The sequence below is a fragment of the Actinophytocola sp. genome (genome assembly GCF_036402745.1).
Lineage (GTDB): Bacteria > Actinomycetota > Actinomycetes > Mycobacteriales > Pseudonocardiaceae > Actinophytocola.
The window spans coordinates 1-12,495 of record NZ_DASWSJ010000007.1; the positions used below are offsets into that span (position 1 = coordinate 1).

Genomic DNA, 12,495 nt, shown 5'->3' on the forward strand with positions numbered 1-12,495 from the left:
GATGGTGTCCAGGAGAGCGGCGAGCGCGGCGCGGTCGGAGACGTCGCAGGCCTCGACCCGCACAGTCGCGCCGGTGGCGGTCAGGTCCTCGATCAAGTCCGAGATGCCGGGGGTGTCGGGGCCGCGGCGGCTGACCAACACCAGGTGCCGGACACCGTGCTGGGTGATGAGGTGCCGGGCACACAATGCGCCCAGGCCGGTGGTGCCGCCGGTGATCAGGACGGTGCCGGTGTCGTCGAACACCGGCCCGGTCGGGGTGGGGAGGGTGGTGCGGGTCAGGCGCGGTACCCGCACCCGGCCCTGGCGCACGGCTGCCTGGGGTTCGCCGACCGCCAACCCGGCACGCAGCTCGGTCAGGTCGGGGGAGCTGTCGATCAGGACGAAGCGGTCGGGGTTCTCGGTCTGGGCACTGCGCACCAGTCCCCATACGGGGGCGATGGTGACGTCGACGTCTTCGGTGCCGGTCGCGACCGCACCTTGGGTGAGGAGGGCGAGGCGGGTGTGGGTGAGCTGGGGGTGGGTGAGCCATTCCTGCAGCAGCGCGAGCACCCGGGTGGTGTTGTCCCGAACGCGTTCCGGGACGGTGCCTTCCGCGGCAGCCATCACCGGGTAGACGACGAACTCGGGCAGGACGGCGCCGGTGTCCACATCGGACAACAACGCCGCGAGGTCCGCATACCGGCGAACACCCGCACCGTCGAGGTCGGCACCGAGCACCGCGACAGCGCCGACCGAACCAGCGACGGCACCCGCGTCCACCCACTCCACCTGGTAGACCGGCTCGCCGGTGGTGCGTGCCGCCGCGAGCTGCTCGACCGAAACCGGCCGCCCGGCAACGGAGTCCACCGACATGACCGGCGTACCGGCGGCGTCGGCGGCGAGCATCCGCACCGTCTCGGCACCGACCCGGGACAACCGAACCCTCAGCTGCCCCGAGGTGGCACCGTGGAACCGCACGCCGGACCACGCGAACGGCAGGACCACCCCGTCGGCCGAGTCGGTCAGGACCGCGTGGAAGGCCGCGTCCAGGGTCGCCGGGTGCACCAGGAACCCGGCGTTCTCCGCCACGGTGTCGGCCACGGTGTCCCCGGCCGCGGTGACCTCGGCGTACAGGTCGTCCCCCAGCCGCCACGCGGCGCGCAGCCCCCGGAACGCGGGCCCGTAGCCGAAACCCCGCTCCCCCAACGACTTGTACAGCCCGTCGACCGGCACCGGGACCGCACCCTCGGGCGGCCACTCCCCACCCAGCCCGTCCACCGCATCCCCGGCGGCGGTCAGGGTGCCGGCAGCGTGCTCGACCCACTCCTGCTCGTCGCTCGCTCGCGAGTGGACGGTGACGGTGCACCGGCCGGCATCGTCGGGCTGGCCCACGCCGACCTGGACGGTGGTGGGCGTGTCCTCGGCCAGGAACAGCGGCGCCTGGATGGTCAGCTCCGCGACCACCGGAGCGCCGATCCGCGCGCCCGTGCCGGCGACCAGCTCGACCAGCGCCGCCCCCGGCGCCACGACCTGCCCGAACACCGCGTGATCGGCGAACCAGGGGTGGTCCGACACCGACCAGCGTCCGGTGAACAGCCACCCGCCGCCCGCCAGGTGGACCGAGCCCGCCAGCAGCGGGTGGTCCACGCTGGCCAGTCCCGCCGCCGTCAGGTTCCCGGCGTCCGGGGTCGGCGTGACCCAGAACCGTTGGTGGTGGAAGGCGTAGGTGGGCAGCTCGACGAGATCAGCGGGGGCGGTCACCGCCGTCCAGTCGACGTCGGCGCCGGCGACGTAGGCCTGCGCCAGCGAGGTGAGCAGCCGCCGGTCGCCGCCGTCGTCGCGCTGCAGGGTGGCGACCACGGCCGCGTCGCTCTCGCGGTCCGCGATCGTCTCGGTGGTGCCCATCGCGAGGACGGGGTGGGCGCTGATCTCGACGAAGAGCGTGTGGCCGTCGTCGAGGAGGGTGCGGGTGGCGGGGTGGTAGTGGACGGTGTCGCGGAGGTTGCGGTACCAGTAGTCGGCGTCGAGCGTCTCGGTGTCGACGAGGGCGCCGGTGACGGTGGAGTAGAACGGCACCCGCGACGGGCGTGGCTCGAGGTCGGTCAGCGCCTCCCGCAACGGGGTCTCGATCACCTCGACCGCGGCGGAGTGGCCGACGAAGTTGACGCCGGGCACCTGCCAGCGCATGACCCCGGCCTGGGACAGGGTTTTCTCCAGGCGGTTCAGGGGTTCGGCGTCGCCGGCGACCACGACCGAGCGGGGTCCGTTGACGGCGGCCACGCCGACCCCGGGGATGTCCGCGATGCGTGCGCGCACGGCCGCCTCGGTGTCGATGACGGACAGCATCGCGCCGTCCGCACCCGTGGTGTGCTCGTACAGCAGCCGCGACCGCACCGCCACGATCCGAGCGGCGTCCGCCAACGACAACGCGCCCGCGACACACGCCGCGGCGATCTCACCCTGCGAGTGCCCCACGACCGCGTCCGGTGCCACCCCGGCCGACTCCCACACCGCGGCCAGCGACACCATCACGGCGAACAGCACCGGCTGCACCACGTCCACGCGCTCCAGCGACGGCGCGCCCTCGGCCCCGCGGAGCACGTCCAGCGGCGACCAGTCCAGGTACGGGGCCAACGCCTCGGCGCACTCCCCCAGCCGCTCGGCGAACACCGGCGCGGAGTCCAGCAACTCGACGGCCATGCCGGCCCACTGGGCGCCCTGACCGGGGAACACGAACGCCACCCGGGCCCGCCCACCGGCCCGGCCCAGCGCCGCCCCCGAACCGGGCCGCCCCTCCAGGATCGCGTCCAACGCGGCCGACAGCTCGTCCCGGTCGGCGCCGACCACCACCGCGCGGTGCTCGAACCGGGTCCGCCGCAGCAGCGACCACGCCACCGCCGCCGGATCCGCGTCGGGGTGGGCCGCCACCCAGTCCCGCAACCGGCGAACCTGTGCCTCCAGGGCCGCCTCGGACCGCGCCGACACCACCCACGCCACCGAGCCCGCCCGCACCGGCAGGTCGGCGACGACCTCCACCGGCGGCTCCTCGGCCGGCGGCTGCTCGATGATCACGTGCGCGTTCGTGCCGCTCGCGCCGAACGCCGAGATCCCGGCCCGCCACGGCCGATCGACCCGCGGCCACTCGCGGGCCTCGGCGAGCAGCTCGACCCCACCGGCCGACCAGTCCACCTTGGGCGTCGGGGAATCCACGTGCAGCGACGCGGGCAGCCTTCCGTGCCGCATGGCCGTGATCATCTTGATCAGACCCGCCGCGCCGGCGGCCGCCTGGGCATGGCCGATGTTCGACTTGATCGACCCCAGCCACAACGGCCGGTCCGCCGAGCGGTGCTGCCCGTAGGTGTTGAGCAGGGCCTGGGCCTCGATCGGGTCACCCAGCACCGTCGCGGTCCCGTGCGCCTCCACCGCGTCCACGTCCTCTGTGGACAGACCGGCGTCGGCGAGTGCCGCCCGGATCACCCGTTCCTGGGATGGGCCGTTCGGGGCGGTCAACCCGTTCGACGCACCGTCCTGGTTCACCGCGGTACCGCGCACCACGGCCAGGATCCGGTGGCCGTTGCGGCGGGCGTCCGACAACCGCTCCAGCACCAGCACACCGATGCCCTCGGACCAGCCCGTCCCGTTGGCGCCGGCCGCGAACGACCGGCAGCGGCCGTCGGCCGCCAGCCCGCGCTGCCGGGAGAACTCGACGAACACGCTGGGCGTCGAGTTCACCGTGACCCCGCCGGCCACGGCCAGGGAGCACTCGCCGCGGCGCAGGGAGTGCGCCGCCAGGTGCACCGCGACCAGCGAGGAGGAGCACGCCGTGTCGACGGTCAGCGCCGGGCCGACGAACCCGAACGAGTAGGCCACCCGACCCGAGACCACGCTGCCCGAGGACCCCATGCCCCAGTAGCCGCCCAGGTCCGCGCGGGAGTGCGACAGGTGGCTGTAGTCCGATGTGGACGCACCGGCGAACACGCCGACGTTCGCGCCGTGCACCGAGGCCGGGTCGATCCCCGCGTTCTCGAACGCCTCCCAGACGCCCTCCAGCAGCAGGCGCTGCTGCGGGTCCATCGCGAGCGCCTCACGCGCGTTGATCCCGAAGAACCCGGCGTCGAAGCCCGCCGCGTCCGCCAGGAAACCGCCCGACCGCGTGTAGCTCGTCCCCGGGTGGTCGGGATCCGGGTCGTACAGCCCCTCCACGTCCCAGCCCCGGTCCGGCGGGAACTCCCCGACCGCGTCCGTCCCGGTGTCCACCAGCTCCCACAGCTCCTCCGGCGACGACACCCCACCGGGAAAGCGGCACGACAACCCCACCACGGCGATCGGCTCCCGCGCCGCCTCCACCGACCGCCGCAGCTGCTGCTTGGTCTCCTGCAGCTCGGTGGTCACCCGCTTGAGGTACGACAGTGCCTTGCTGTCATCGGTCATGGCGGCAACACCTCCGGGATCGCTGGTGGCGGCGGAACGAGAGATGTCGGCCGATGGCCATCCGACCGGACGTCGCGAGCCTAAGACGGCCCGACCGCGGCACCGGGCCCGCTCGAGCCCGCCAAGACGGTCTGTCGAGAGAGCCTTGATAGGCCCGAGGTATCGATCGGAGCCGGCTCGAGGACGGTTAGCGAGCCGAGCAGTCAGCACCGCTCCGCGGGGTAGCTTCGCACCAAGCCAGACGGGCCAACGGCAAGGAGGATCACGTGCCACAAGTGCTGACATCCACCGCACCCACCACGGTCCCCCGGCACGGACAGCGGGACCGGGCGACCGTGAGCGCGGTGGCCTGGGCGCCGGCCGCGGACCTCGACTGCGCACAATGGATCGTGCACGGCGAGCGGCTCGGGTCGATCGGTCGCGGAGTCGCGTGGTGGATCGGCGACTGGATGAACTACGGGAACGCGAAGTTCGGAGAGAAATACTCCCGCGCGGCGCGCATCACCGGTTACGACCCACAGACGCTGATGAACATGGCTTACGTGGCGTCCAGGTTCGCCCCGGACCGGCGTCGAGCCGCACTGTCCTGGAGCCATCACTCCGAGGTGTCCGCGCTGGACGCCGCCGACCAGGACGACCTGCTGACCTTCGCCGAGGAGACCAAGCTGTCCGCGCGCGGGCTGCGCGAGGAGGTCCGCGCACGCGGTCGGCGAAGCGCGAACCGGACGAAGACCCACGCCGAGGAGCAGGCGCCCGTCGATGTCGTCGTCTGCCCGAACTGCGGATGCCAGCTGAACAGCTAGCTGGGTACCGGCTCCGCGCCGTTCTGCACCAGGAACTCCGACAGCGCCGCGGCGAGCGCGTCCGGCTGGTCCTCCGGGATCAGCGTGGCCGAGTCGGCGATCTCCACCAGCCGGGCGTTCGGCAGCAGCTCGACGAGCCGCGCGCCGTGCTCGCGCGGCATCATCACATCGTCGGCGGCCCACACCACGAGCGCGGGCCGGTCGAAGTCGCGCAGCCGCTCGCTCCACTCCAGCAGCACCGTCGCGCGGGGCGTGGTGGTGGCGAACTTGGCGAGGTCGCGGCGGATCTCCTTGCTGGCGGTCGCCGGTGCGAACCAGTCGTCGAGGACGTCGTCCGGGATGCCGGTGCGGCTCATCCCGCCGTAGGCCTTCTTGTTGTGCCGGAAGAACTTCAGCCCGAACAGCCGCGTCATCAGCCAGACCCCGCCGGGCATCCCGGCCAGCACCGCCAGCGGGCGCGCGGGCCCGGGCGGGAAGTTGTCGAAGGCCTCGCAGGCAACCATGACCAGGCGGGCGACCCGGTCCGCCCGGCCCTCCGTCACCAGGAACTGCGCCCCGCCCCAGTCGTTCATGACCAACGTGACGTCGGTGAGGTCCAGTGCGTCCAGGAACTCACCGAGCAGCAGGGCGACACCGCGCTGCGTCAGGTCGGCGTCGGGGTTCATCGGCGTGCGGTGCGCACCCAGGGGCAACGTGGGCAGCACGCACCGGTACCCGGCGAAATGCGGGATCACCTTGCGCCACTGGGTCTCGTTCATCGGGAAGCCATGGGTGAAGACCAGCACCGGCCCGTCGCCGCCGGTGTCCTGGTAGTCGATGGTGCCTGCCGAGAGCCCGACACGTGGCACGGCGTTCCTCCTCCGGTTCCTGAGCCGGTTGCCCACCATACCGGCCGCTCGGTCAGCTGGCCCGCGCCCAGCTCTCGGTCGCGCTGAGATCGGCCGCGGTCAGCGTGATCACCGTCGACAGCTCCTGTGGTGCGGGGGCCAGGTGCAGCCGGTGCACGCCGGCGTCGTGCGGTGGCACCGGCTCGAGGCACGGGCAGAGGTCGTCGGCGAAGCCGGCGAACCGGTAGGTGACCTCCATGATCCGGTTGCGCTCGGTCGGTTTGAAGTCGGCGAGCAGGTGCACATCCGCGCGGGCGGCCTGGTCGACCAGCCAGCTCAGGATCAGCGCGCCGGCGCCGAGGGAGACCACCCGGCAGGAGGTCGCCAGCAGCTTGACGTGCCACACCCCCGGGTGGCGGTCGAGCACTACGACACCGACCGCGCCGTAGGGGCCGAACCGGTCCGTGATCGTCACCGTGAGCACCTCGTGTGCGGGGTTCGCGACCATCGTCCGCAGGGCGTCCTCGGCGTAGAAGACGCCGGTGGTGTTCATCTGGGTGGTGCGCAGGGTGAGCTCCTCGACCCGCCCGAGCTCCTCCTCGGTGGCCCGGTCGATCGTCAGCTCGACCTCGAGTGAGCGCAGGAAGTCCTGGTCCGGCCCGCGGAACGCGGCGCGCTCGGCGTCGCGCCGGAAGCCCGCCTGGTACATCCGCCGCCGGCGTCGGGAGTCGGTGGTGATCGTCGTGGGGTTGAACTCGGGCAGGCCGGCCAGCGACGACGCCAGCTCCGCCGGGTAGCAGCGCACGCTCGGCAGGCCGTGCTCGACCTCGGCCCGCTCCTGCGGCCGGTCGTCGACGAACGCCATGGCCTCGTGGGCGAACCGGAGCTCCTCGGCGATCTCCCGCACGGACTCCGACTTCGGGCCCCAGCCGATCCTGGGAAGCACGAAGTAGTCCGCGATTCCCAGCTCGGTCAGCCGGCGCATCGCGAGGTCGTGGTCGTTCCTGCTGGCGATCGACTGGAGGATGCCGCGGTCGTCGAGTGCCTTGACGGTGTCGAGCACGCCGTCGAACAGCTCGACGCGCTCGTCCTCGAGGAGGGTGCCGTCCCACAGCGTGTTGTCCAGGTCCCAGACCAGGCACTTGACCTGTGCCACCGGTTGGTTCACGGGAGCTCACTCCTTGGCGTCACGGTCGGGTGGAGGACAGCGCGTGGTCGGCCAGCAGCAGCTGGCAGGTCTCGTTCGTCCCCTCGATGATCTCCATCAGCTTCGCGTCGCGGAACGCGCGGGCGACCAGGCCGCTGTCCTCCGCACCCCACGACGCCAGGATCTGCACGGCGGCGGCGCCCGCGACCGCGGCGTGCCGGGCGCTGGTGTACTTGGCCAGCACCCCCGCCATCACCAGGTCCGGACGCTTCTCGTCCCAGCAGCCGCTGGCGTACTCGCAGGCCAGCGTGGCGCTCCGCTCGGCGACGAACAGCTCGGCGAGCTGGCGGGCCACGAGCTGGTGCCTGGCGATCGGCTTGCCGCCCTGCTCGCGCCGGGCGGCGTGCGCGGTCGACGCGCGCAGGCAGGCCCGCAGGATCCCCACGCAGCCCCAGGCCACCGACATCCGCCCGTAGGCCAGTGCGGTGGTGACCAGCAGCGCCATCGACGGCCCGCCGCCACCCAGGACGTTGCCGGCCGGCACCCGCACGCCGTCGAGCTCCACGTGCGCGTGCCCGGCGGCCCGGCAGCCGAGCGGGGTCGGCACCGGCTCGATCCGGACCCCCTGGGCCGCCGCCGGCACCACGACCGCGGCCGCGCCGCCCTGGTAGCGGCCGAACACCACGAGCAGGTCGGCGTACTGGGCCGCGGTGGTCCAGCGCTTGGCCCCGGTGATCACCACGGCGTCGCCGTCCGGGGTGATCTCGGTGGCGATGCCGGACAGGTCGCTGCCCGCGTCGCGCTCGGTGAAGGCGACGGCGGCGAGCTGCCCGGAGACCAGCTCGGGCAACAGCTTCGCCTGCTGCTCGGGGTCACCGAGCCGCTGGATCGCCCAGGCCGCCATGCCCTGCGAGGTCATCACGCTCCGCGTGGAGCTGCACAGCGCCCCGACGTACGCGGTGAGCTCGCCGTTGGTCCGGCTGTCCAGCCCGCGTCCACCGTGGACGGTCGGGACCTGCGCGCAGAGCAGGCCGCGCTTGCCCAGCTCGCGCAGCAGGTCGATCGGCACCGTGCCGGCCGCGTCCCAGGCGTCGGCGTGGTCCGCGACCGCGGCGCGGACGAACTCCCGGTCGGTGTCCAACGAGCCGGCCAGCGGGTCAGACATCGCCCGGGTTCTCGCGGAGCCGGGTCACCAGGGCGACCATGTTGTCCACCGTGCGGAAGTTGTCGAGCTTCAGGTCACGGCCGACGACCGAGACGGCGAACGTGGACTCCAGGAAGACGACGATCTCCATGGCCACCATGGAGGTCAGCACCCCCGCCGCGGCGAGGTCCGTGTCGGGCGAGACCGGCGCGTTGGCCTTGGCCTCGAGGTAGTCGCTGATCGTCGACGCCACCGTGCCGGCGTCGGTCACCACACTGTCGCTTGTCATCGGGTCATCCCTCGTTGAATGGTCGCTTCGCTCAGGCGTACTCGTAGAAGCCGGCACCGGACTTGCGGCCGAGCTGGCCGGCCTCGACCTTGTCGAGCAGGTGCTCGCACGGCAGGTACGCCGCGTCGCCGAGCCGCTCGCTCAACGCCACCAGCGAGTCCGCCAGGTTGTCCAGGCCGATCAGGTCGGCGGTGCGCAGCGGGCCGGTGGGGTGGCCGAGGCAGCCGGTCATCAGGGCGTCCACGTCCTCCGCGGTGGCGACGCCCTGCCCGACCAGCCGGGCGGCGTTGTTGATCATCGGGTGCAGCAGCCGGCTGGTGACGAACCCCGGCGCGTCGTTCACCACGATCCCGCGGCGGTTCACCAGGTCCAGCAGGGAGCGCACCGACTCCATGGTCCGGTCGCTGGTGCGCGGGCCACGGGCCACCTCGACCTGCGTGATCAGGTACGGGGGGTTCATGAAATGGATGCCGACGAGCTCGCCCGGCCGCTCGACCGAGGCGGCCAGCTCGTCGATCGGGATGCCGGAGGTGTTGGAGATCAGGACCGTGCCCGGCGCGACGATGCCGGACACCTCGCGGAGGACCTTGTCCTTCTGCTCGGCGTGTTCGCTGACCGCTTCGATGACCGCGAGCGACCCGGCGCAGTCGGCGACGGAGGTACTGGTGGTCAGTTCCCCGGGTGCCACGCCGTCCGGTGTCGCGCCGAGGAGCTGGGCGTGCCGCAGCTGCCGGTCGACCGAGGCACGCGCCCGCTCGAGCACCGCGGGCTCGATGTCGACGAGCGTCACCGGGATGCCGTGCGCGATCACGAGCGTGGCGATGCCGGTGCCCATGACCCCGGCTCCCAGCACCGTGAGTCGAGGTGTCATGCGATCTGTCTCCTTAGGTCAGCTTCTTGCGCGCCAAGGTGATGCCGTCCCCCATCGGGAGCAGCGCGAGGTCCACGCGGTCGTCGTCGCGGAGGAGGTCGTTCAGCGCGCGGATCGCCACGGTGTCGGCGTCCTGCGCGGCCGGGTCGATGACCCGCCCGAAGAAGAGCGTGTTGTCGATGACGACCAGCCCGCCGGGGCGGACCAACCGCAATGCGCCCTCGTAGTAGTCCCGGTAGCCGGTTTTGTCCGCGTCAATGAACACCAGGTCGACCGAGTCGGCGCCGAACTCGGCCAGCAGGTCGCCGAGGATCTGCTTTCCGGCACCGATCCGGAAGTCGATCCGGTCGGCGACCTCCGCGCGTTTCCAGTGCTCCACGGCAATAGTCGACCAGCGCGCGCTGATATCGCAAGTGACCACCGTGCCGTCGGGTGGGAGGGCGCGCGCCATGCAGAGCGCGCTGTAGCCGGTGAAGGTGCCGACATCCACGACCCGCCGCGCCCCACACAGCCCGACCAGCAGCTCGAGCAGCTGGCCTTCTTCGGCCATGACCAGGAGTTTCTCGCCTGCCGGGAGCTCCATGGTGATCTCGCGGAGGTCGCGGAGGACGTCGTCGTCACGAAGCGAGACCTGCCGCACATAGGCCAGCAGGTCGCCCGCGACATCGAGCTGGTTCGCCACGGCGCCCCCTTTCTGCGGAAGTGTGTGGGACCGGCGACGAATGCGAGCATATGGGCGCGCCAGCCGGCAGGGCCACTCGTCCGGCAAATCTCCCGGCGCCGGGAGATTTGGTTTATCGAAGCGCGTGAGCGGCGGTATCGTTCGATTTCGTCGCCGGGGGGTCAACGTGCTCTCGTGCATCGCTCGACGAATTCTCGAAAAGGGTTCCGCGCCATTGTCAAATGTGCTCGAGGAGGCGGGAAGTGACCGAGACCGCGAACGCGGCGACCGACGCACACAGCGACGTCCCCGTCAAGCACGAGGTCTACTGGCGGGACACCGAGCCGGTGCGGCCGGGACCGCCGCTGCGCGAGGACGTGCGCTGCGACGTGGCCGTCGTCGGCGGCGGGTACACCGGGATGTGGACGGCGTTGTTCCTCAAGCAGGCCGACCCGTCCCTGGAGATCCACCTCCTGGAGGCGGACCACGCCGGGGCGGGCGCGTCCGGCCACAACGACGGCTTCGTGAGCCCGGCCATCGGGTCCAGCCCGGGTGCGCTGATCCACCGGTTCGGTCTGGAGCGGGCCACGCTCGCCCACACGGTCGTGGGCAGGTCGATCACGGAACTGCGCCGGTTCTGCGCCGAGTACGACGTGGACGCCGAACTGGAAACGACCGGCCAGCTGCGGGTGGCGGCCGACCGGCATCAGCTGCGGTTGCTGGAGCGCGACCGCGACCTGCTCGAGCAACTGGATGGCCGGCGTTCGATCGAGCGGCTCGGCGCGGCCGACGCCAGGGAGCGGGTCGACTCCCCCGCGATCGTCGGCGCGTTCACGACCGACGGCGCGCTGCTCAACCCGCACAAGCTCGCGCGCGGTCTGCTGCGGGTGGTGCGTGAGCTCGGCGTGCATGTCCACGAGTCCACCCCGGTCACCGCGCTGCGGCGGGCCGCGGGCGGGCACGTGCTGACCACGCCGTATGCCAGGGTGACCGCGGCCAAGGTGCTGCTGGCCACCAACGCCCACCAGCACCGGTTCGCCGCGTTCCGGCGCACGGTCGTTCCGGTGTGGCGCTACGCGGCGGTCACGAGGCCGCTGACCGAACCGGAGCTGAAGTCGGTGCACTGGCCCGACCGCGAGGGCTTCGTGGAGGCGGGCAACCTCGCCGTCGTCGCCCGGCTGACCGCGGACAACCGGCTGCTGGTCGGCGGCGGCGGGGCGGACCATTCCGGCCACGGGCACCCGTCGGCGACCGCGGCGCTGCGCGGCGTGCTCGCCCGCTACTTCCCGCGGTGGCGGGACATCCCGTTCAGCCACGCCTACGCCGGCCGGGTCGCCGTCACCCGCGAGCGGGTCCCGCACGTCGGCGGCACCGGGGACGGCATCTTCTACGGGTACGGCTACGGCGGCAACGAGATCTCGGTGGCGCACACGGCGGCCAAGTCGCTGCGGGACCTGATCCTCGGCAGGGACAGCGTCTACACGAACCTGCTGTTCGTCAACGGCGCGGAGAAGCGGTTCCCGCCCGCGCCGTTCACCCTCCTCGGCAGCAGGGCGGTGGCCGGCGCGCTGGCCGTCCAGGACAGGTACCCGCGCCTGATCCGCGCGCGGATCGTCTGACACCTCGTTCCAGGAAGGAACAACCATGGCCGACCAGGACAGCTCACCGCGGTCGCGGTTGTCCGAGCGTCTCGACGGGTTGCCGGCGGCTGACCGGTTCACCGAGACCCTCGACCTCGTCCGGGCGGAGACGGCCGCGCTGGTCGGCCAGACCGCGGAGTCGGTGGAGCCGGAGCGGGCGTACCAGGAGTACGGCTACAACTCCATGGCGGCGGTCCTGCTGACCGAGATGCTGTCCCAGGCGACCGGCCTGGAGCTGCCGCTGACCTTGCTGTTCGACCACCCGAACCCGGCGGCGGTGGCGCGTTATCTGGTGGACCGGGTCGCGCCGGCCGAGGACCGGACGGAAGTCACCGCCGCCCCCGCGGTCGTGCCGGTCGACGAGCCCATCGCGGTGGTGGGGGTGTCGTGCCGGTTCCCCGGTGGGGTGTCCTCGGCGGCGGATCTGTGGGAGCTGGTGGCGTCGGGTCGCGACGCCGTGTCGGGGTTTCCGACCGACCGGGGCTGGGACCTGGAGGCGTTGTTCGATCCGGATCCGGACGCGCCGGGGGCGAGTCACGCCCGCTCGGGTGGGTTCGTCAGCGGGGTGGCGGATTTCGACGCGCGGTTCTTCGGGATCAACGCGCGTGAGGCGCTGGCGATGGACCCGCAGCAGCGGTTGCTGCTGGAGGGCGTGTGGGAGGCGTTCGAGCACGCCCGGATCGACGCGACCTCGTTGCGCGGC

General features: G+C 72.2%; 9 protein-coding genes and 1 pseudogene. 3 read left to right on the forward strand and 7 right to left on the reverse strand.

The window, feature by feature from the left end; all coding sequences use genetic code 11:
• A pseudogene (locus VGD70_RS00615) lies at nucleotides 1-4,410 on the reverse strand (beta-ketoacyl synthase N-terminal-like domain-containing protein); the annotation flags it as partial.
• A 266-nt stretch (nucleotides 4,411-4,676) separates the two neighbouring features.
• On the opposite strand from VGD70_RS00615, the gene VGD70_RS00620 reads away from it, so the two are divergent.
• A complete protein-coding gene (locus tag VGD70_RS00620) occupies nucleotides 4,677-5,213 on the forward strand; it encodes a hypothetical protein (RefSeq protein WP_331076980.1) in 537 nt (178 codons plus the stop codon).
• On the opposite strand, the gene VGD70_RS00625 is transcribed toward VGD70_RS00620, so the two are convergent.
• Genes VGD70_RS00625 through VGD70_RS00650 form a run of 6 tightly spaced genes read right to left on the reverse strand, consistent with a single transcriptional unit; the run spans nucleotide 5,210 to nucleotide 10,173 of the window.
• Complete coding sequence (locus VGD70_RS00625) at nucleotides 5,210-6,061, reverse strand: alpha/beta hydrolase (protein WP_331076981.1); 852 nt, start codon at nucleotides 6,059-6,061, stop codon at nucleotides 5,210-5,212. The two genes, VGD70_RS00620 and VGD70_RS00625, sit on opposite strands and share 4 nt — an antisense overlap.
• A gap of 52 nt (nucleotides 6,062-6,113) precedes the next feature.
• The gene (locus VGD70_RS00630) at nucleotides 6,114-7,208 is read right to left on the reverse strand and encodes an HAD-IIIC family phosphatase (RefSeq protein ID WP_331076983.1); all 1,095 of its coding nucleotides are present in this window, start codon (nucleotides 7,206-7,208) and stop codon (nucleotides 6,114-6,116) included.
• A 19-nt stretch (nucleotides 7,209-7,227) separates the two neighbouring features.
• On the reverse strand, nucleotides 7,228-8,352 hold the full coding sequence (locus tag VGD70_RS00635) for an acyl-CoA dehydrogenase family protein (RefSeq protein ID WP_331076985.1): 1,125 nt from the start codon (nucleotides 8,350-8,352) through the stop codon (nucleotides 7,228-7,230).
• Nucleotides 8,345-8,620, reverse strand: coding sequence for an acyl carrier protein (locus VGD70_RS00640; protein WP_331076987.1), 276 nt, complete (start codon nucleotides 8,618-8,620; stop codon nucleotides 8,345-8,347). Before VGD70_RS00640 ends, VGD70_RS00635 begins: the two co-directional genes overlap by 8 nt.
• Before the next feature lie 31 nt (nucleotides 8,621-8,651).
• Complete coding sequence (locus VGD70_RS00645; RefSeq protein WP_331076989.1) at nucleotides 8,652-9,491, reverse strand: 3-hydroxyacyl-CoA dehydrogenase family protein; 840 nt, start codon at nucleotides 9,489-9,491, stop codon at nucleotides 8,652-8,654.
• Nucleotides 9,492-9,504: 13 nt separating this feature from the next.
• Entirely contained in the window at nucleotides 9,505-10,173 is a 669-nt protein-coding gene (locus VGD70_RS00650; RefSeq protein WP_331076991.1) for an O-methyltransferase, read from the reverse strand.
• A gap of 242 nt (nucleotides 10,174-10,415) precedes the next feature.
• Between VGD70_RS00650 and VGD70_RS00655 the strand changes: the two genes are divergently transcribed.
• On the forward strand, nucleotides 10,416-11,771 hold the full coding sequence (locus VGD70_RS00655; protein ID WP_331076992.1) for an FAD-dependent oxidoreductase: 1,356 nt from the start codon (nucleotides 10,416-10,418) through the stop codon (nucleotides 11,769-11,771).
• Nucleotides 11,772-11,796: 25 nt separating this feature from the next.
• Nucleotides 11,797-12,495 (forward strand): acyl carrier protein (locus tag VGD70_RS00660; RefSeq protein WP_331076994.1); only part of this gene is annotated, 699 nt, incomplete at its 3' end.

What these genes read in the sequence shown, in the direction of transcription:
- VGD70_RS00645 (WP_331076989.1), bottom strand. Translation starts at nt 9,491, where the DNA reads ATGACACCTCGACTCACGGTGCTGGGAGCCGGGGTCATGGGCACCGGC.
- VGD70_RS00635 (WP_331076985.1), bottom strand. Translation starts at nt 8,352, where the DNA reads ATGTCTGACCCGCTGGCCGGCTCGTTGGACACCGACCGGGAGTTCGTC.
- VGD70_RS00640 (WP_331076987.1), bottom strand. Translation starts at nt 8,620, where the DNA reads ATGACAAGCGACAGTGTGGTGACCGACGCCGGCACGGTGGCGTCGACG.